21 protein-coding genes and 1 tRNA gene are annotated in these 19871 nt (G+C 55.4%); 5 read left to right on the top strand and 17 right to left on the bottom strand.

Going from position 1 to position 19871, the window contains the following annotated elements:
* Window positions 1-42: 42 nt before the first annotated feature.
* On the bottom strand, window positions 43-939 hold the full coding sequence (locus RBB77_RS14675) for a quinone oxidoreductase family protein (protein ID WP_353062492.1): 897 nt from the start codon (window positions 937-939) through the stop codon (window positions 43-45).
* A 19-nt stretch (window positions 940-958) separates the two neighbouring features.
* On the opposite strand from RBB77_RS14675, the gene RBB77_RS14670 reads away from it, so the two are divergent.
* Entirely contained in the window at window positions 959-1135 is a 177-nt protein-coding gene (locus RBB77_RS14670) for a hypothetical protein (RefSeq protein WP_353062491.1), read from the top strand.
* Between the two features lie 24 nt (window positions 1136-1159).
* Here RBB77_RS14670 and RBB77_RS14665 read toward each other — a convergent pair.
* Window positions 1160-1236: transfer RNA gene (locus tag RBB77_RS14665), tRNA-Met, on the bottom strand.
* Window positions 1237-1436: 200 nt separating this feature from the next.
* On the opposite strand from RBB77_RS14665, the gene RBB77_RS14660 reads away from it, so the two are divergent.
* Window positions 1437-2741 carry a BON domain-containing protein gene (locus RBB77_RS14660; RefSeq protein WP_353062490.1) on the top strand — a complete coding sequence of 435 codons (1305 nt, stop codon included), beginning with the start codon at window positions 1437-1439 and terminating at the stop codon, window positions 2739-2741.
* A 1139-nt stretch (window positions 2742-3880) separates the two neighbouring features.
* Here the strand turns inward: RBB77_RS14660 and RBB77_RS14655 are convergent.
* From RBB77_RS14655 to RBB77_RS14635, 5 genes are all read right to left on the bottom strand, one after another.
* Entirely contained in the window at window positions 3881-5179 is a 1299-nt protein-coding gene (locus tag RBB77_RS14655; protein WP_353062489.1) for an ATP-binding protein, read from the bottom strand.
* Window positions 5180-5303: 124 nt separating this feature from the next.
* Window positions 5304-5681, bottom strand: a complete 378-nt coding sequence (locus RBB77_RS14650) for a hypothetical protein (RefSeq protein ID WP_353062488.1) — start codon at window positions 5679-5681, stop codon at window positions 5304-5306.
* Window positions 5678-5983 (bottom strand): aquaporin, encoded by a 306-nt coding sequence (locus RBB77_RS14645; protein ID WP_353062487.1) that lies wholly within the window; start codon window positions 5981-5983, stop codon window positions 5678-5680. Before RBB77_RS14645 ends, RBB77_RS14650 begins: the two co-directional genes overlap by 4 nt.
* The gene (locus tag RBB77_RS14640; RefSeq protein WP_353062486.1) at window positions 5980-6471 is read right to left on the bottom strand and encodes an arsenate reductase ArsC; all 492 of its coding nucleotides are present in this window, start codon (window positions 6469-6471) and stop codon (window positions 5980-5982) included. Before RBB77_RS14640 ends, RBB77_RS14645 begins: the two co-directional genes overlap by 4 nt.
* Window positions 6468-7316, bottom strand: a complete 849-nt coding sequence (locus tag RBB77_RS14635; protein WP_353062485.1) for an arsenite methyltransferase — start codon at window positions 7314-7316, stop codon at window positions 6468-6470. The genes RBB77_RS14640 and RBB77_RS14635 overlap by 4 nt, the downstream gene beginning before the upstream one ends.
* A gap of 76 nt (window positions 7317-7392) precedes the next feature.
* On the opposite strand from RBB77_RS14635, the gene RBB77_RS14630 reads away from it, so the two are divergent.
* Both RBB77_RS14630 and RBB77_RS14625 read left to right on the top strand, forming a co-directional pair.
* Entirely contained in the window at window positions 7393-7782 is a 390-nt protein-coding gene (locus RBB77_RS14630) for an ArsR/SmtB family transcription factor (protein ID WP_353062484.1), read from the top strand.
* 220 nt (window positions 7783-8002) lie between these two features.
* A complete protein-coding gene (locus RBB77_RS14625; protein ID WP_353062483.1) occupies window positions 8003-8587 on the top strand; it encodes a hypothetical protein in 585 nt (194 codons plus the stop codon).
* 30 nt (window positions 8588-8617) lie between these two features.
* On the opposite strand, the gene RBB77_RS14620 is transcribed toward RBB77_RS14625, so the two are convergent.
* The 7 genes from RBB77_RS14620 to RBB77_RS14590 form a co-directional block, all read right to left on the bottom strand.
* Window positions 8618-9505, bottom strand: a complete 888-nt coding sequence (locus RBB77_RS14620; RefSeq protein ID WP_353062482.1) for a DUF3800 domain-containing protein — start codon at window positions 9503-9505, stop codon at window positions 8618-8620.
* Between the two features lie 540 nt (window positions 9506-10045).
* Window positions 10046-10573: a bactofilin family protein gene (locus RBB77_RS14615; protein WP_353062481.1), complete on the bottom strand. Its 528-nt coding sequence runs from the start codon at window positions 10571-10573 to the stop codon at window positions 10046-10048.
* Window positions 10574-10706: 133 nt separating this feature from the next.
* Window positions 10707-11900: a VIT1/CCC1 transporter family protein gene (locus RBB77_RS14610; RefSeq protein ID WP_353062480.1), complete on the bottom strand. Its 1194-nt coding sequence runs from the start codon at window positions 11898-11900 to the stop codon at window positions 10707-10709.
* A 42-nt stretch (window positions 11901-11942) separates the two neighbouring features.
* The gene (locus RBB77_RS14605) at window positions 11943-12755 is read right to left on the bottom strand and encodes a hypothetical protein (protein ID WP_353062479.1); all 813 of its coding nucleotides are present in this window, start codon (window positions 12753-12755) and stop codon (window positions 11943-11945) included.
* Window positions 12748-14013, bottom strand: a complete 1266-nt coding sequence (locus RBB77_RS14600; RefSeq protein ID WP_353062478.1) for a multicopper oxidase family protein — start codon at window positions 14011-14013, stop codon at window positions 12748-12750. Before RBB77_RS14600 ends, RBB77_RS14605 begins: the two co-directional genes overlap by 8 nt.
* Window positions 14014-14213: 200 nt before the next feature.
* Window positions 14214-14777 carry a YceI family protein gene (locus RBB77_RS14595; protein WP_353062477.1) on the bottom strand — a complete coding sequence of 188 codons (564 nt, stop codon included), beginning with the start codon at window positions 14775-14777 and terminating at the stop codon, window positions 14214-14216.
* A 57-nt stretch (window positions 14778-14834) separates the two neighbouring features.
* Window positions 14835-15965, bottom strand: coding sequence for an NAD(P)/FAD-dependent oxidoreductase (locus RBB77_RS14590; protein ID WP_353062476.1), 1131 nt, complete (start codon window positions 15963-15965; stop codon window positions 14835-14837).
* Between the two features lie 214 nt (window positions 15966-16179).
* Here RBB77_RS14590 and RBB77_RS14585 point away from each other — a divergent pair, with 214 nt between their 5' ends.
* Window positions 16180-16959 (top strand): hypothetical protein, encoded by a 780-nt coding sequence (locus tag RBB77_RS14585; protein ID WP_353062475.1) that lies wholly within the window; start codon window positions 16180-16182, stop codon window positions 16957-16959.
* Window positions 16960-17046: 87 nt separating this feature from the next.
* Here the strand turns inward: RBB77_RS14585 and RBB77_RS14580 are convergent, their stop codons facing one another.
* The 3 genes from RBB77_RS14580 to RBB77_RS14570 form a co-directional block, all read right to left on the bottom strand.
* The gene (locus RBB77_RS14580; RefSeq protein WP_353062474.1) at window positions 17047-17682 is read right to left on the bottom strand and encodes a DUF2306 domain-containing protein; all 636 of its coding nucleotides are present in this window, start codon (window positions 17680-17682) and stop codon (window positions 17047-17049) included.
* Between the two features lie 106 nt (window positions 17683-17788).
* Entirely contained in the window at window positions 17789-18502 is a 714-nt protein-coding gene (locus RBB77_RS14575; RefSeq protein WP_353062473.1) for a methyltransferase domain-containing protein, read from the bottom strand.
* Window positions 18492-19553: a type III polyketide synthase gene (locus RBB77_RS14570; protein ID WP_353062472.1), complete on the bottom strand. Its 1062-nt coding sequence runs from the start codon at window positions 19551-19553 to the stop codon at window positions 18492-18494. Before RBB77_RS14570 ends, RBB77_RS14575 begins: the two co-directional genes overlap by 11 nt.
* Window positions 19554-19871 lie beyond the last annotated feature (318 nt).

The raw sequence follows: 19871 nt of genomic DNA, 5'->3' as shown, positions 1-19871 counted from the left end.
ACGGTTCTGTTTGGTGTACTGGCAGCTCAGGCAAACCAGAAACTACCCCATCGTGAAAACCACTCGTGGTTTACCGGGAGCATCATCCCAGGTGGACTCAATCTCCGAAAGCGGCACAGTCTTTATCGCAATCTTGAGATTCGCTGTAGCGACAGCGTCAAACACATTCCTGATCGCATCCTTTAATGCCGACATAGGAACACTCTTCAGCCCACTCCCCATTAACGTAATTGCCGACGAACGCAGCGCTGCTCCCGGCAGTTCGATATTCTCCTCACGACTAGCTCCGCCCACATGAACAAAGCGAACTGGCGTCGCGTCGTCCACAGCCTTCGCAATGGCGACGATTATCGTCTTCGCACTCTCTCCCCACAGATAATCGATGACGACATCGATGCCATTTGCGAACTCCTTCACAAGCGCTTCCTCATATTTTTTCGTTCCCATCGGATGCAAAGCGCCCAGCGAGAAGGGAATCACACTGTCCGCTCCGAGCGTCTTTACCTCCTCAAGGTCCACCGCGTTGCGACCAGTCACAATCACTTTGCCCGCCCCAAGATGCTTCGCAAGCTGTACGGCAAGCCTCCCCGCCGTCCCCGTTGCACCGTTCACCAAGACAGTCTCTCCGGGCTGCAGACGAGCACGTTCGACAAGCGCAGCCCACGCCGACATCCCAGGATTCGCAATCGCCGCTGCAGTGATGTCGTCGAGCACATCCGGAATCGGCACGCATCGTTCAGACCGCACGAGGGACTTCTCAGCCAAGGCTCCATACGGTGCCTCCGGTGCAACGAAGTAGACACGCCGGCCATCGGCCGTACGTCCAACACCCTCAGCTCCAGCGGCTGCAGGAAAAACTCCCTCCGAACTGTAGTGTGAGCCTGACGAACGCGACTTGCTGAACTGACTCAGCGCGGATGCGCTAGGACACGCGCTCACCGGATGGTTCACCCTGGACGTGTATGGCGGTCAACCTGAATGGGGTCGGAATCTTGAGGCTGCGCAGCAAGTCGGTGCGGAGCTTGAGAGAGCCGTCAACGAAGCCGTAGCAAAGCTGAAAGAAGAAGAGAATGCAGATGTTGTTGTCGGCTTGTCTCCTATCAAAGAAAAAGGCTCGGGAGTCGACATCTCCTAAGCCTTTGAATATCAGTAAGTTCTTTGGTTGCGGGGGTAGGATTTGAACCTACGACCTTTGGGTTATGAGCCCAACGAGCTACCGGGCTGCTCCACCCCGCTCTTTGAATATAACGTTACTTTCGGCTAAGGTCAATCAACTCCGGAACAGAGGCACGAGCACCTTTCTTGCCTGTGTTGAGTCGGGGCGAGCGTAACTTTTTTCTGAAAACCGAGTCTGCATCCATAGAGTATTAGCGTGGCGGATGGAGTGCCACGTCAGAGGGGGAGCGGAGGGGTGTATGTACCGAAGGTGGAAGTGCATGTCTTTTTCGAAGTTTGCGGTTGCGACATTTTTGATGACATGTCTGGTGTTGGCGGGCGGTGCAGGGCTTGCGCAGTCCAAGCCAGCAACCATGCCCGACGCCCAGATTGAAGCGAGTGTTTTGAAGGCTTTGGCTGGTGCCCCGGAGTTGGCCGATCAGGCGATCACCTCCACTACCGTGTATGGTGTGGTGACGCTGAGTGGGACTGTGCGGGATGAGCCGTTGCGTGATCTGGCGGATCACCTGGTTTCGAATACCGCTGGGGTTGTGAAGGTTGTTGATCAATTGGTCGTCGGCTCTGTGCCGCCTGTCACCAACAACGAACCTTCGCAACAGCAGGACGCAACGCAAGGGACGAATCCGAATCTTCAATCTGATGGTTCGATTGCTCCTCCTCAAACTCAGAATCCAGCCGCGCCAAATAGCGCCCCGAGTATTCCGTCCGCGACAAATACACCGCAGGGGGCCGGCGGTCAGTACCCGCCTCCGTATCAGGGGCAGCAGGCTGGGCAGTATCCGCCAGCCTATGGGACTCCTCAGCAAGGTGGCCAATATCCGCCGCCTTATCAGGGGCAGCAGCAGGGACAGTATCCGGCGTATGGTCAGCCTTACCCGCCACAGTATCCTCCGCCTCGGCCTTATGTGGCGCAGAAGGGTGGAGACGCTGTGGTTGTGCCGGTTGGAACGAACCTTCGGGTTCGTATCAACCAGGGGATGAACAGCAAGAGCACCACGGTTGGGACCGCGTTCGACGGAGTGGTTCTGAATGACGTGGTTGCTGGTGGTGCGATCGCGATTCCTCGAGGTGCTTCCATTCAGGGAACCGTGGTTGCGGTGCATACTGCAGGCGAGTTGAAGGGCAAAGGGGAGTTAAAGTTGCAACTAAATTCTGTTTCGCTAGCTGGCAGGGTTTATCCGATTGCTACTGATTTCTGGTGGCACCAGGGGGCCGATAAGACTGGGAGTACGGTCGCGAACACGGTTGGTTTGGGTGCAGTTGGCGCTTTGATTGGCGGTGTGGCTGGCGGCGGTGTTGGCGCCGCGGTTGGAGCTGGTATCGGCGGCGTCGCCGGTTTGGGTGTGTCCGCCGCCTCCGGTCGTGGCGAAGCTTCGTTACCTCCTGAAGCGATCCTGGTGTTCCATCTGACTCAGTCGGCGGATATAACCACTGTGTCGCAGGCTGAGTTGAACCGGTTGGGCGCGGGCGTTCCGGTGGGAGCGGATCCGCAGTTCCGTCGCAGGTATCCTCCTCCTCCGCCACCCGGTTATTACTACGGTCCGGGCTACTACCGGCCTTACTAAGTTGTCGTTGGGGAGAGGGCTGAGGTATGGCTCTCTCCTTTTTTGTCCGGATTCAATAGCGCCCGTGAAGCAGCTTCGGCTGGTTTACGGGCGTCTTTTGCTTGCGGTCATTTGTGGTGAATATGTGGTGTGAAGCGTGGTTGTTGTGGTGCATTGCGTGGCTCCTTGGGGTTATTTTGGAATGATTTTGGCGTGAGTTCGTTATTCTGGGCGGAAACTTGCGTCGGCAAGTCTCTCGCAAATTCGTCTTCCTGAGCAAGGAAACGGCCCAGGAAAAGCTCGAGGAAAGCGGCACCTAAAGGTGCGAAAGCAGCGCGTGTAGTTCGGGTGCCGAAGAGCAACAGGGTAGAAAGGTCCAGGCAATGATTTACTTCTCAAAATGACAACCTTTTTACTTGAACGGACGAGTGATTTGCGCGCAACACCTGCGCAACTACCGGAAAGTCTGATTCTAGGTAGTTATGGCGACATGTTGCGCACATAAGCTATTGATAAAGAACGACATCAACCTTTATTCATGAGATGGCGGCTTTTGTTGCATCGATTTTGCCACTGTCACGCAACACCCACCCCGCGCGAGTCGATGATTTTGCGTGAATCATCCGACAGCTAGATAGCTAGGAGCCAGTCAATTTCTCGATAGGCTTGAAGTGATTCGAGCTCCAATGAGGGACCGCTTCGTCCCATAGTCTGGATCCCAGTCGGCCTTCATCGTAAGTGTGTGGTCTGGGCCGTTCTTATGAAGGGTGTCAGAGTTACTCTGTTTGCACGATTCTCAACTCGGCAGGCGAGCGCTCCGATGGAGCAACTTCTGGTCCGCGACCCGTTGCAACAGCCGCAGGATCGAGAAGGTTCTCAGGTGGACGCCGATATGGGCGCTTACTATACGTGGATCAATCAATTGCGGCTCGTCGGAGCAGAGCAGTCTCGTTTTCTCGTCTGGTTTGAGGGCCATCGGATCGCGCGCGCAATTGCTTCCACTCTGCCGAGAGGAACGGCGGTGCGGTCGAAGTGCCCGCTGGCTCCGAAACGCTGCCCACACGTCGAACCGGCGTGCATTAGTCATGCAGGATGTCAATATACATAATATGTGTTATCAGACCTTCCGGTACTTTTTGCCTTGTTGCTTTGAGGTAGGATTAAGTGCCATTAGGACTGCAACACCGCCTTGTCCTTGTCTTCAGCTTTGTGTAAATGACTAGTAGTCGTCGGGGCTGGGGGAAAGTGGGAATCCCGCGCACTATGCGGGATTTCCAAGTTTGGTGGGAAAGTCCGTCTTTGCACCTTGGACTTTTCCACCAAATGTCTTTTCCACAGCCCCCACGCCGGCGCATGGCGTCAAACGCTGTGTTCAAACCTTCGCCAACGTCTTTGTTGGGAGCGTTCGGGAACTTATTGATTAGACGAACCAGGCTTCCGTTTCTAGCGAATCGTTCATCGAGGATGTTTTCGACTGTAATGTGAGCAGGAAGAGTTCCTGGGCTTTGCACCTCTACACGGTTGTCGAAAATTCTGACGTGGACGTCATCTGCAATGCTGTAATCACGATGCAAGACCGCGTTTGTAATGATTTCGTGCAGTGCTTCGTGTGGATAAGCTGTAGTTTCAAGCCCGACGGCTCCAAGCGTGCTAATGCCTTCAATGACTTCGACCGTGCGTTGGACCGCGTCATGGATCTGATCGTACGCACTTCCGTCTATCGTAATAGGGTCAAACGCGAGAGTGTCCCGCGTTCCTGCGGCATCTTTGGTCTTGTACCGGTAGATTTTTATTCCACAACGTTTGGGTAAAACGGCCTGTGGTTCGTCACAGAATAGAATCAGACCTGCCACGGTCGGCTTGTCGTTTAGGATTAGCCGTTGTTTGCGGAGCCATTGGCTTGGATCGGCAGTCGGTACAATCTCGAGCATAAATTTTATTACGGTCACTGAATTCATGATGAGGTCCAGTTCTGCTTGAACCAACTCATTCTCAAACGACGCAATTCCTTTATTGAATCGCAGTCTCGACAACTCCTCTTCTGTAATCAGCGGCAAGTTCTGGGCGCCTCGTCTCACATAGACTCTTCCTCCACTCGCGGCCTTGATTTGTGTGGTTTTGTGGACGACAACTTGAAGGACCACGCCGGGATTGTCTCGCGCGGCCAAGAAGGTGTACTCAAAATCGGACCCGAGCGGAAACAAGCTCTCGAGCGCTTGGATGTGTCCATTTGCTTCTTCAGCTGAAGCAAATCCCCGCCAAAGGCGACGGCCTTCCGTTTTTATCTCATCGACGCCGACATATAGTTCGCCTCCGTCAGCATTGGCAAAAGCAGCCATCGTTTTCGTTAGCTTCGCTGGTTGAATATCCTTAGACTTTAGGTCTGCGAAATGGCCTTCAGTCGTGTTAAGGATTTTTAGCACCTGTAAATCGCTGATTGGTCGGAGGTCTATCGGCATTGCAATCATTCTAGATCAGCAAGTTACGAGAGGAATACCTGGGTCAACAGAACGGCTTTGCCTCTTGAGGATCTAATTTTGCAAGCCTACTTAGATCCTGGGGTCGCCGGCGAGGTTTCACAAGTCATTCCGAACCGCCGTCGGGGAGCGAATGTGCAAACCATTTGAAGAGCAGGGTGGCTGCGAAAGCCCCCGCGACTTGGGCCGCGATGAATCCGGTTTTATCAGCGGGCCTGATTCCTGCGAAGGTATTTGACATGGATCGGGCAAGCGTCACGGCGGGGCTAGCGAATGACATGGACGCCGTGAACCAATACGCACCGGTGATGTAGGCACCCACGGCAAAGGGGACTGCGGATGGGCGGCTTCGGACACATCCCCAGATGACAGCGAGGAGTCCGAATGTGGCCACGAACTCGCTGAAGAGTTGCGCCGGGCCACTGCGGACGTGGGTTGAGGCTGAGACAGTGGAGAGGCTGAACATGAAATGGGCTGCGATCACCCCGGCGAATGCCCCTGCGATCTGAGCGAGGATGTAAGCCCGGGTCTCGCGCCACGCGATCCCACCTGCCATGCATCAGCAAGCGTTACAGCGGGGTTAAGGTGCGCCCCTGAGATGGGGCCAAAGGCGAGGATAATCGCGACCAACGCAGCGCCGGTTGCGATAGTGTTCGCAAGTAGCGCGAGAGCGACGTTGCCCGCTGCTAACTTCTCTCCCATAATCCCAGAACCTACAACGGCTGCGAGTAAGAGAAGCGTACCGGTGAACTCAGCAACGATGCGACGTGAGAGTGTGGGCTTCATTGCTTGCCGATGCTGTCGAGTTCTCTTTGAATTGCAAGGTTCTCCAGTGTAGAGAGTGGCAGGGATAGAAAGAGACTGATTCGGCGGTCTAAGACTGTGAAGGCGTCACAGAATGCGCGTGCCTTCTCTTCGGGCGTACCCTGTACGGCTGCCGGATCAGTAATACCCCAGTGAGCGGTCATCGGATGGCCCGGCCAAACGGGGCAGACCTCGTTCGCCGCGTTATCGCAAACGGTGAAGATGAAATTTATATGCGGCGCGTTGGGCACGGCAAACTCATCCCACGACTTGCTACGCAGCCCTTCAGTAGATAGACCGGCGGCTTCGATCTGCTGTAACGCCTCTGGCCGGATTGCCCCAGACGGATGACTACCCGCGCTATACGAAGAGAACGCGCCTTTTCCCTTTTGCTTCAAAATGGCCTCAGCCATAATCGAGCGGGCCGAGTTGCCAGTGCATAGAAAAAGAACGTTATAAGGAGCTGTCATACGATATTCCGGGCACTAGCTACAGGTTCACGGCCTCCTGGAGCGGCTGGCTTCGTTGCGCGAATGAACGCACTGAGGAATTTGCCCTCGACTTTTGGGGCGATCTCGTCCACAGCGATACCTGCCTCAGTGAGAAACACGCGGGCGTCTTCGATTTCATACATGCGGGTTGGCTCAAAGTCCACGTTCTCGAATCCGGCGTCTTTCAGCTTCGCTCGATAGTCCGCCTCTTCCAACGCCCCGGCGATGCAACCAACCCAAAGCAACATGCTTTTACGAACCGCATCCGGCACCTCGCCCCGCACTAAAACGTCAGACACAGCGAAACGCCCGCCTGGACGGAGTACGCGAAAGGCTTCCTTGAGGACACGGGATTTGTCAGCGGAGAGGTTGATTACGCAGTTTGAGATGATGACATCGACGGAGCTATCAGGGAGCGGAATGTTTTCTATCTCACCCTTCAGAAACTCTACGTTGGTGGCTCCGGCCTGACGCTGATTTTCTCGTGCAAGTGTAAGCATGTCATCCGTCATATCGAGACCGTAGGCTTTGCCGGCCGACCCTACACGCTTCGCCGACAGTAATACGTCGATACCGCCACCTGAGCCAAGGTCAAGCACTGTTTCCCCAGCCTTCAGTTCTGTGAGAGCGCTTGGATTTCCGCATCCGAGAGAGGCGAGGACGGCCTTTTCTGGTAAGCCCTCCGTCTCCAGAGCGCCATACAGGTCTTTGGTGATTGGATCGCAGCATCGCATTGCAGGATCGCAGCAAGCGGTCGCACCGGTGTCTAAGACGTTTCTGGCGATAGCGCCGTACTTGTTGCGAATGTCGGTTTGGGTTGCCATAGTCGGACGTCCTCGTATACGCCAAGACGAATGTATGTTGTGGTGAACATATCTGTCAAGGCGTATGCTTTAGTTTATGGGACGCACTGCTAAATCTGATCTGGTTACATTGTTCGCGGCTCTCACAGACCCGACACGTTTACGCTTGCTGAATCTGATGGATGGACGTGAGGTGTGCGTTTGCTACTTTGTGGAGATTTTGAAGCAAGGACAGCCGAAGATATCCCGTCATCTCGCGTATCTACGGCGTGCGGGAATTGTTGAGGCCCGGCGCGATGGGAAGTGGATGCATTATCGAATCGAGCGGCCCGATGATCCGAAGGTGGCTTCAATTTTGGATGCGACGTTGCACTCGTTCAAAGGTGACAGGGATATGCAAGCTGATCTTGCAAGGTTGGAAAAAGCATGTTGCGAACCTCAGCGGTTCGTCACCCTGCAAGGCGTACCAATGCCTTTGACCGTCTAGTTCGCACTGAGACGATAGAGTTCATTGGTGTTCAAAGCACTTCGCCAAGTCAAAGGGTAACGCTGCGGTAACGATAGAACCGAAAACAGTTGCAAACCGAGCCAAAGAGAGCCGCGCGAAAGGACATTACAAAGCCGCGCCAGTCATGGACGAATGCACGTTTTGGATAATCTAAGCAAACACTGACAAAGAGCCTGAAACGCCCTTTCACGGCGATAACATGAGTTCGAATCTCATTGGGCCCACCAAACTGGACGAATCGCTGCTAATTGCTTCTAAGCCCATGAACAGTAGCCCAGTTAATCAAGCTGCTCTCGCACTCGTTGCATACGCAATGGATGATCCTCAATCTTTTCGGCTTGATGAAATCGGCTTATACGCTGAGGCTGAACGGGTGGAAACGGCATCACCGCACAGTCGAGTTCTGCTCGAGTCATTGCGAGACCGAATGCGCTCCTTCGCCGGGACGCCGCGATTAACGCCACCTGACTTGGCGCGGCAGATGGGAAGAGATTGCGTCGGTGTGCAGAGTGACCTCGGGCTTCGACTAAACGCCTTTAGCAAGCGACCTGAAGAAGAACGAGTCGATCACTACGCGCTTCAAGAGTTGCAGTTCTTGATGGCAAACTGCACGGTCAGTGGGGAAACCCTCACTCAAATTGCAGCGTACGGGGTTTCGACCCGTAGTCTGAGCAGTCGCTATTCAGCAGTTAAAATCCTTAACCATTCGATCGGAACTTCACTTGACCCGTACCAATCAAAACCACTTGAGGACTGGATCAAAACTCAGAAGACGGCTAACTAATCTTCCTGATCCTACTTTCGACTCGCATGTTTATTTCACTTCGTTCAACCGCGCCCGGAGTACATCCCCGATAGCTATCTTTCGCAACCACGACTCCGTAAGCAAGCCGTTGACCACGCTACTCGCGTGATGGTCTTGCCCTGTAGCTTCAAGAAAAATTCTAATCATCTCGTGTGCGTCGTAAAACTGCACCAATGGCTTTGGGCCACCTAACCGAAGTATTTGTTTTAATGCCCACCGCATGCCGTTTTCCGGCTTCGTTAGTATGTTCTGGAACTCCTTGACCAGTTCATACGCGAAGAGGTCAGCCGCCTGAAGCGGGAGACAACTCTTGGGTGAATCGGTCGAGAACCTTCCCATCCATTGACCATAAACCGTCAACTTTTTCATTGCAGACCACAATTCATTTGCCGCACCCTTCTTGAGGTTCGGCTTGGAATCTCTTGGCTTGGTCGCTCCGAACTCGCGCTGTTCAGCGTAGACCATCGAAACGGTCTCGAGCTTCGGCGGCCACTCCTTAGGCAATGCTTGCAATGATGCTCCCCTCGTTACGTGTTGAAACGCCATGAAATAGGGTTCTTTGTAGAACTTCTGTAATAGCTCAGGCGCAGCATTGTAGTCATCTAACGACACTACGCATCCGACCGGGATCGCCTTCGCATTTACGATGGCATCGATCAGTCTAGCCATCAATTCCCGTCGCTTCAACTCCGTCCAACCTTGGAATGGACCTCGACTGTGAGCAAAATGGCGCATGTGTAGCTCGCCGTCATGAATCCCGGCATCGGCGAGAGCACTCGACCAATCTGATGTGAATCTCTCCCAATCAGCTGAGTCTGCTATCAGCCCACCCATGCCAGCGAAATGGGACTTGGGATCGCGAGAATGGCCGGACTCGTCGATGTATGCAATTAACATGGCCCCTCACAAGCAATTTAGCTGATGCCCTGAGGCAGGTTACACCGTAGGGATCACCAGACCCTTAGAGATCGGTGGCAACAGCAATCCGCACTCAAGTGAGCATAGTGTGCTTTTGGATGTCTGGCACACTGTTACCAGTAAAGCCCTAGTTCTATACCTAGTAGGGATATACAAAGAGATGACCTAAATGGGCCGAATGTGCCTCAAAGGCAGAGGCAGTCACGAATATGTATAAAGTTTCCGCAGTGATTCAAGGGTTTTAAGGCAGTCGAGGACTTGGTTCCAAATCGGCATGGCTTGGGACGCCAAGAAATTCGCGGTTTTGGAATCCCCGTCATAGAGACCTATGGCGACCAAGTGAATTTCGTTCGTGATCCTCGAGAAGGTCCACAAGTACTTTCGCACCGCTGTCGGGGAGCGAAGGTGTCAACCATTTGAAGAGCAGGGTGGCTGCGAAAGCGCCCGCGACTTTGGATACGATGACTCCGGTCGTATCAGCGGGCCTAATCCTGCGAAGGTATTCATAAAGAAAATTGTCTACTGCATGGGCTTATGACCTACCGTAGGAAACGAGGCATCCCAAGTTGATTGGTCGTCAGGAAGAGTTTGATAAAGGCCCTGGGTAATCTCTTCTTCTGCTTGAGAATCATACAGATCCACCAGCGAGGATCCTTCTACGGCGAGCACATGCTTCGGTGGCGTAGGGGTCTGTAATTGAGTCCCTTTTGGAGATTCATGGATATCGATAACGCCCTTGAAGAACGCGTCCTCCTCAATACATATCCGGCTAGCACTCACCTCTCCGATAAGACTTCCACCATTCCGAAGGTCAACTTTATTCGACACATCAACATTGCCAACCACGCTCCCGTGTATCACTAATGTCTCTGCTTTGATGGTTGCATTCGCCGTACCGCCGTACAAGATAACTAATGTGCCGCCGCATCGGATCGAACCTTCGACTAAGCCACCTATTGCCAGATCGGCATCTGCAAACGCATCGCCGCGCAGGGTAATGCCTGGCGCGATGGTGGACGGCGCGTCGGAATATCGTGCTCGAGTCATAGACAATAAATTCGCCACGCATTAATGTCGAATGGGAACAATCATACGCTTTCGTCGGCCGACAGGATGATTGCCGAATACAGGCCAATGAACACGTTAAAGTCGGTTCGAGCCTCGCCAGAACTGACCAGCTCTATTGACCGCCTCCAATTTTGCCTATGCCGATTCCAATTAGGTAAGTTACGAGACCTTCAACAGCGCCAACAATCGTCATTTCAAGACCGCTACTCCACCAGGAGCGAATGGTAATCAGAGACTTCGCGGCCCCTACGGCGAAATGTGCGATCAGTGACACGATCGCGGCAACAATCACTGCCGGGATCCCTGCCATGAAGAAGAATGGAACAATCGGAATCAACGCTCCTACTGCAGTGGAGAGCGCTCCTGAGACAGCAGAGACCAGCGGTTTGCTGAGTCCTTCTTCGGTTGTATTCAGACGCTCACGCGCAAGCGCCTTGATGAGTTGCTCCTTGTTCTTCGCTAAATGCTCGACAAAGCGTTCTGCATCTTCTTCCGGGAGTCCCCGAATTTGATAGTTGAGAGAAAGCACCTCGCGAGCCTCCGCTTCGTTGTCCTCAACGGCCTCCCGCTCTCTTGCAAACTCTGCTTCGAAGATCTCCCGCTCGCTCTTCGCGGCAAGGTACGCGCCAGATCCCATGGAGAGCGCACTAGCCACCATTCCGGCCAAGCCGGCAATTAGAACAAAGTGGCTGTTACCAAGTGTCGCTCCGGAGACGCCGGAGACGATCCCGAAGATAGAGCCAAGCCCATCGTTCACGCCGTAGATGGCATCGCCAACCCAGCCTGCCGCTTGCGGATGGCCTTCTTTCCGGGCGTTGAGGAGACTATCGAGCTCTTCCTGCGCCTGCTCAGGAGACATTGCAGGCAGAGGGCGTCGTGAGCGGATGAGATTTCCCAAGGTTTGATAGTGCTCTCGTTCATCGGCGATCACTTCCTTGAGAATCGCGATGCTTGGTTCGTCGCCGAGCGCCTTCAGCTGCTTTCCATACTTGGCAATATCACGACCCTCGTCGATCTCCAGGCGGCGCAAGGCGAGATCCGCTCCACCTATCCGCGTTGCCAACGATTCGGCCTGTCCAGATGCACTCCCCGTGTACTGGGGCACTTGTCCACCGAGTTCCAGAATCCGTCCAGCCCAAAGGCCGCCATGATGCTTTTCTGCAGAGGCCAGACCTCGTAAAGCGTTCCGCCGCTGTGGATCAGTCTCTCCTTTGGCCAGCGCCGAATAGGTGTAGTGGCCTTCCATCTCCGCCTGCCAGTTGGCCTCCAGTGCTGCGAGTAGTCTCTTATTGTCCGAATCGGTCATCGTCTCTCCTTCGGGCCTGAGCAAATATCAATATTTAACTACCTATTCGATCGCTGATTTTCTTCCCCAATCGAAACGTCTGCCGAGGATCCCCTTCACAATGAGATGGTCGGTACTTGCGGTGGATCCGACTCCTACCCCGATGTTTATCTCCCACTTCGGCGAAGTATTCAGGTCGGTGACAACGAAGATTTGCTGTTGCTGATAATGCAATGAGTCGAATGCTCCGAGGCGTCCATAGTCGGCGTAGTATTCAACGCCGCAGCTCACTACTCGTGTGAAGTCATAGCTCACCTTTGCGGCCGGAGAAAAGCCGAGCCCTTGATTCACGTCGGGGCCGTGCAAGGTGCGTTCCAGTGCCGGATTCACTGCGAAATACCACCGTCCCGCGGTCTTATCAATGATGGGCCGTATCTCCCATGTCCATGTGTCCGGGGAATAGACGGCGCGCTGGTAACCGATTTCGGTAGATAGACTAAGACCCACCGGAAGATGCCAGCTATCGGGTGCGCGGACGCGCGGGCGTATGTGATCGCCAACCCACTGCACACCGTGACCATCCTGTTCGCTGGTGAAGACATAGAAGCCGATCTCCGACCAGTTCGTAATGCCTTCTGTAAGTTCGAGCGTTTCATGCTGCTGATGATTGGTCGGAATGACGCCATTGATGTAGTACTTCTGACCTTCCGGGGTGAAGTTGGAGTGCAATTCAGTCATCAATGTCTTCGGGGCAACGGTGTCTGCCCCGTAAACCTGGATCTCATAGTTTCCTTGTGCCACACCAGATCGCTCGCAGCAGATGAGCGAGATCGCGAGGACCGCGAAGGCAGCCAGCTTGATGGGTGAGCTACGCATAGTCGAACACCATCATGAATCCTCGGTCCATGTGATCTTGCTGGTGGCAGTGAAAAAGTGTCTTGCCCGGATTGTCGGCCACAAACTCTACCCCGACGGTTCCACCGGCGCGCACCAGCACCACATCCTTTCTCACACCCGCGATCTCAGGGCTGTCCTCGATACGGCGCACCTCAAACGTGTGCCGGTGTAGATGCATGGGATGGTCGTCCATGCTTTTGTTCTTCATGACCAGACGGTATCGCTGTCCGGTCTGCAGAATGGGTGAGTTGGCAGGTGTCGAGTTCTGAGGATAGCCAAGACCGTCAATACGCCAGAGCTCTTCGTTACCGTGGCCCTGGAACTTGGAATCAAAAACCAGCTCGATCTGTTTTGCGTCTTGATGTTGTGCGGCATCGCCCGCCGCTGCGAACTGGCGATAGTTCCACACAAGACCCTCCGGTTGCGTCCACACGGGCTTGCCGGAAGAGTTGGCGTATTCGATGACAACGCCCATTCCGCTGGCTTGAACATGCTTACGGACTTCACCCAGGACCCATACGCCAGGATTGTTCATCTCCACTATGGCAGAGACGCGCTCCGCGGGCGCGAGCCGAAGCACGGAAACTGTCTGAGCCTGGGCTACCGGATTTCCATCCAGCGCCACCACCTTGAAGCTGTGCCCCGAGAACGAAATCCAGTGAACCTCGGTCGGGCTGCTATTAAGGATGTGCATCATGACGCGCTCGCCTTGTTTTACCTTTACTGGATCTCCAGAGCCGAGCATCTTACCGTTGATCGTTGCCACGTCGTAGACCGGGTTCATATAACCGTCGTCACTGCTCAGAAATTGCCCATTCCAGTCATGGAGTCCAAGGAAGATCTCTCGATCATAGGCAGCAGGGTTGTCACGCGGTTCGATCAGCAGGAAACCGTGCAGTCCACCGTATTGCGCCTTGGTGAGGTTCTTCCCCGCGAACGTGTGCGTGTGATACCAGCGGAAACCTGCTGGCCTGGGCGTCATCGTATAGCGCGTAGAGGCACCAGGCGCAATCATCGGCGTGCCCTCCTCCATTGCTCCGTCGATATCCGGCGGCAAGTAAAGGCCGTGCCAGTGAACAACCTCCGAATCTTTCGTCAGGTTCCGAATCTCAACAGACTGCGCTTCTCCCTCACGCATCCGGAACAACGGTCCGGGAATCTGGCTGTTGTAAGCCACGGTCCGGATGTGATGCTTCGGCGAAGCTTCCAGGGTGTACGGAGCAATCTCAAGCGTCACGTCTGGCGCCTCCGCGGCGCGGGCCGAGGCTGACAATGCGAGTGAGCCGACCGCCATCCCAGAAAGTTGAGTAAAACGTCTGCGTGTCAGCATAGGGCGACACCCGGAATTGGGCACAGTTCTTTGTAGCTCCGATTGTTTCAATGAAAAGCGAGTGCAGTTAGGACAAATGGTCCTATTGCAGCGTGCAAACAGCATGGTTAGTTAGAAACCTGGCCAACGAGATTGAGATCAATCGCAACGTCATTCTCAGCTTTCCAGAACATGAAGCTTGGGTTCTTGAGACCCCACTGAACATAGGGAACGACGAATTGAGCCCTCACCGTTGCCTTCGATCCATCTATGTGAATCTGCATTGGAGTCGTCAGGTCGTGGGGAGTACCAAGTAAGGTGAATACTCCGCTCACCTGAATGGTTGAGTCGCCAGAGGGTGCGATTTTCCCGGTGTAGGTTTTGGGCGCAAAGGAGACGGTTGTGTACTGATCTACTTTGAGAATGTCCTTATTCATCTTCTTATCGCGGCTGTCGTTACCGGTCTTTCCGCTGCCGGCCAGTACGGCCACCGATCCCGACATCTTAGGAGCGCTGCGGTCAAACTCAATCGATCCGGATTGAATGTGAAATGTGCCGTTGACGACCTCGTGAGTCGTGTTCAGCTTCATCTTGACCTCGCTGCTATCGGGGTTGACTGCGAACGACTGATGCTGGGCGAGTGCGGCTGGAGCGAATATGAGCGCGAGGGCTACGACTGCGACGGATTTCATGCTTCATCTCCCCCTAAAAGGTTTAACCGCCGAGAGTTGTTTTGGCGTGGCTCGATTTCAGTTGGCGAAAGCCTCTGGAGCAACAGCAGCGGGCTGGGTGACACGCGTGAGTCTAGCTGTTACGCGCATCGCGCCGGGCCAGACCCTGAGGCAAAACGGCAGTACAGCGCGCGCGAGTGCGTTGTTCAAGCCGTCGGCGGCGACCTCGGCAAGACGCATCTGGGGCAGCAGTGCGGAGCGCAGTTTTGGCTGAAAGACGGGCGCCGGCTCCGCAGCAAGATAGGCAGCGGCGGCACGGCGGGCAGTGTGCAGGGCGATGGATATGCCATCACCGGTAAACGAGGGGATTACGGCTGCCTGATCGCCGATACAGTAGAGCCCATCCTCGGTTGCGCGGCGGATGTAACCGTAGGGGATATGAGTGATGGTAATCGGTTTGTCGAGCAGTGGCTCCGCACCGTCAAGCCGCATCGCGAGGTGGGGACAGTCCTGCTGCATCTTCGCAAGGAGGCCTTCCCAGCGAAGACCCGCACGTGCAAAATACTGCCGTTGCACCACACAGCAGAAATTCGTAATGCCGTCTTCCACCGGTTGGATGCCACCGTAACCTCCGGAATAGAGCGTCAACTCGGAGGCGTCCGCCAGGTCAGCGGTCTGCGCGGCGGACAGTCGGTAATACATCTTGAAGGCGACCCATTGGTGAGGGTCCTTTGGGCGACCGTGGCCGCGCAGATCACGCTTTCCCGTGGCGAGAAAGGCGGTTGGAGCTTCGTAGGTGGTGCCGTCGTCGAGTGTAGCCTGCCAGAGGTTGGCGGTTGCGCGGCTGAGCGATTGCACACTGCAACCACGCTTAACGCGGACTCCCGCAGCGATGGCTGCGGCGATGAGCGCTGTATCCAGCGCTTTGCGCGTGAGCGAGGCCGCGGGAAAAGGCAACGGAGCCTCCGCGGCGCGTCTGGAGGCGGCAAGGCGAACGTAATAGATGGGCACAGCGCCAAGCGAGGCCACGTCGATGCCGAGCGCGTGCAGGTCCTCAAGGGCCTCACCGCTTAGAAACTCACCGCAGACCTTATGGCGCGGTGTGGGCTCGCGTTCAATCAGCGTGACGCTTCGTCCCCTTCGAGCGAGCGCGATCGAAGCCGCACAGCCTGCTACTCCACCACCGAGGATCAGTACTTCGTCTTGCAAACATTCCCTCCTAATTCACTGGATGTTCAATCAATTTGAGGCGGGATTCCATCTTTCTAGTAGACGTCCAAAAAACAGTTCGGCACTTCATTCTGTACAAATCGTCATTTTGAAGCCGGGAGAGCGCCGGCTGGACGGATGCACATGTCGAAGTGAAATGGTGCCGGGTTCGCGGGGTATCGGAAGGCGTCTAAGGTGTTAGGACGAGGTATTGATGAGGCGAAACGATTTCCTGGTAGCCGCTTTTTGGGCGATAACGATGGGCACCGCAGCGCCGGCTGAACCAATTTCAGTAAGACATATTCAACGCCCGATGCATCGGTTTATGGTGGCGCGCTCCGAGGCTGGAAAAATCATCGCCAGTGGTGAGTTTTCGCAGGTCGTGCAGGGTGATGAAGTGACGATGCGCCTGAGCTATCACTTTGTGGATGGATCGATTGACGACGAGACGACGACGTACAGGCAGCAGGGCACATTTCGGTTAGTACGCAACCATCACATTCAGAATGGGCCGTTCTTTGTGAAGCCGGTCGACTTTACAGTAGAAGCTGCTACCGGCATAGCAACCAGCCGCACGGAGGACAAGAGTGGGAAGATACACATCGAGAGCCACCACATCGACATGCCGGATGATCTGGCGAATGGATTCGTTGGAACCTTACTGCTGAATCTGCCACAAAATGCGGCGCCGTTTCGCGTGGGGATGCTGGCGCCAGTCGCCGGAGGGCGGTTGATTCAGCTCCTCATCTCTTCGGAGGGCGAGCAGCCGTTTCACACGACAGGACAAACACTCAAGGCGGCCGTGTTTCGCATCCATCCCGAGTTGGGCGGTATCGTGGGCGTGATCGCGCGGCTGATCGGCCTGCAGCCCAAAGATGTGATGGTATGGGTTTTGGAAGGCCAGGAGCCTGCCGTAATGAGGATAGTCGGACAACTAGGTGGTTACGGCCCTCCGGTCAGCTCGGATCTTGAAGGAATCAGCTTCGAGAAATAGGACATCTGCAAACCCAGTTCACGAGGGCCAGATGCGGATCGCTTGGCTTAATGACATTGCTAGATCCCATGGCCTCCTGGCCAACGATCAGTCACGTCGGGTGGTGAGTTCATGCCAGTTGAGCCCGAGGTCCATGATCAGCAGCGAGGCAAGTGTGAAGGCAATCACGCCGACTGCGGATAAGACGTCGCCCAAGTGACTCCAGTAACGCGGCCAGAGGTTGAGCACGCGACTGGAGACGAAGGTAAAGGTAACAGCATAGGAGCGCGCCATCCATTGGCGGTGCTGTGTGATTTGGCGGTTGCGCGCGGTGATGAAGGCCGCGGTGGTGCAGACCATCCAGGCGGCGGCTTGCATGGAAGTTCCGGGGAAACCCGGCCGGCCAGCTGCGAGTGCGATTCCCGTGAAGGAACCAACAAACACGGAGATGACGTAGATGCGGCCGAGGATGCGATGGAGTTGAAGGTGACGCTGGCGGATCCGGGAGGAGAAGTTGATGGGGCCGATCAGAAGAGCGAAGATTCCGGCGAGTGTATGCGGGATGAGGAGATGGCGGTCCGCAATGACCTGCAGACGGTAGGCGTGGTACATCGGATAGTCGGTGACGAGGAGAACTTCTGAGGTAATGAAGACGAAGAGTACGGTGAGACCAAGCGAGACCCAGAGAATCGTCTTGAATCTGGAACCGGCGGAGCTTGGCGCTAGCACAGTGGAAGTTGGCATTATTCGCCTCTCAGATGGTTAGACGTGATGAGGTGCGCCATGAGGGCGACGGAGGCGAGAGGCTTCATATCTCTTAGTTTCACGTGACGTTTTAGAATCACCGACCTCACTTCCACCGCCCCACGCACAACCGTCCCGGACGCCACTTCTCCACCGTCGCCGCCTCTCGCGGGACCTCAGCGACAGCCAGCAGCCGTACCCAATCCTCCTTCCGGAAAGCCCTCCGGAACGACACCGGTCCATCATGCCGCACAAGCCAGTGCCAACGCACCCACCCAAACATCCGACTACTCCACTCCGCCCGCTCCAAATCATTGATAAACCAACCCACCTGCACCGTCGCTTCCATCCACCTCAGCAGCGCGACGATCTCCTCGTCCTCCAGATGATGTGCCAGCAGCGAGCTCACGACGATATCGACCGGCTTCTTCGGTCGATACTCCAGAGCATCGCCGGTCACCCATTCGATTCCGAACTCCTTTGGCGTTGACTCCGCTGCTGCACGTGCCGCATAAGGATTCAAGTCGATCCCCGTTAACTGCACAGCAATGCCCCGTCTCCGTGACCAGCCTGCAATCTGCCGCAGTAGATCGCCGCCGCCACTGCCCACATCGACGATGTGTACCGGATCATGCAATCCATATGGCAACTGCTCCAGCCAAGCCAGTGTCGGCCGATAACCCAGCAGCCAGCGATTGACTGTTTCCAGACTGCGCAGGCAGTCACGGAAATCCTCATAACAACAGTCACCATCCATCAGCTCCGGCAATTCACGTGGAGAGACCCGCCGACTGAAGTCGATCTGTGCACTAGACCCCATGGAAGCGCATCGTCTCCGCCGTTAACCCCGGCCCAAAAGACATCGCACACCCACGCTGCCCCCGGCGTGCTTGCTGCATTATTCGCTGCAGCACAAACATCACCGTCGCCGACGACATGTTGCCGAAGCACGATAGCACTTCGCGCGACGCTGCCAGCGCATCCGTCGGCAGTTCCAGTCCCTTCTCCACCGCATCCAGAATCGACCGTCCGCCGGGATGCACCGCCCACAGGTCGATGCCGTCGCGCTCCGCCATCAGTTCGCCCTCATGCAGCGCGCGGCCCAGCTCTCCCGGCACCTGTCCTGAGAGCAGCATGTCAAACCCAAGATCGCGGATCTTCCAGGTAATCAGCCCACGTGTCTCCGGCACCATCACCGCCTTGAAGCTGTCCAACGCGAGACCCTGTTCGCGAGCAGTAATCAGGCTCGCCGCCGCACCATCGGCAAAGACCAGGAAAGAGAGCACCTGCTCCAGTTCCTGCGTCTCCTGGAAGTGCAGCGTACACAGCTCCAGGTTGACCATCAGAACACCCGCTTTCGGATCTGAGCGCACAATGTGCCGCGCCAGCTTCAGCGCATTGATCGCGGCATAGCATCCCATGAATCCAACCATCGTGCGCTCCACATCCGCCGAAAGCCCGAGGTGGTCGACGATCTCAAAGTCCAGCCCCGGCGCATAGAGCCCCGTGCAGCAGGTCACCAGTACATGCGTAATACCGGAGCGTTCCATCTCATTGAGCGCAAGCCGATCTACGGCCTTCTTCATCAGCACAGGAGCGCTCTGCTCAAACAGTTCCATACGCCGCGTCGTGTTGGGAAAGTTACCTAGCCGATAAAACTCATTCGCGTCATGCGGCGAGAATTGGCCGGAACCTTTCTGCGGATCGAGGAACGAATAGCGATGGGCGATGTCGGCGCGACTCACCATGCGGCGGAAGACCACACGTAGCCGAGGGTCGGCGAGCATCTTCTCTGCAAAGACGACGAAGGTGTCATGCACATCGTGCTCTGGTACGGCAGTAGCGATGCGGTTCAGGTAAGCCGTAGTCAAGCGGAATATGTCCTCAGCCCGGATAATCGAGATTAATGTCGCGTTTGTGTAGTGGGGAAGCTGGACCACGAAGAGACGACAACCCGGCGACGGTCGACTACTTGAGAGAACAGGCTCCGTATTCTCAATACAACGGCTACTCGTTGAGACGAGACCTTTATTCTTTTGATAGCACTTTGCAGGAAGGGATAGGATGACGATTTGTTCATAGAGGCCGCAATCACCGTAGCGCCCCCTGAAATTCGTCCGTCCACATGTAAAGTTGCGAAAGAGCAAGGCAAGATGCACGACCACGAGTGTTCTTCGGAATCGGCATTG

This window comes from Tunturibacter psychrotolerans (genome assembly GCF_040359615.1).
Lineage (GTDB): Bacteria > Acidobacteriota > Terriglobia > Terriglobales > Acidobacteriaceae > Edaphobacter > Edaphobacter psychrotolerans.
This window is presented reverse-complemented; position numbering and strand designations above follow the sequence as displayed.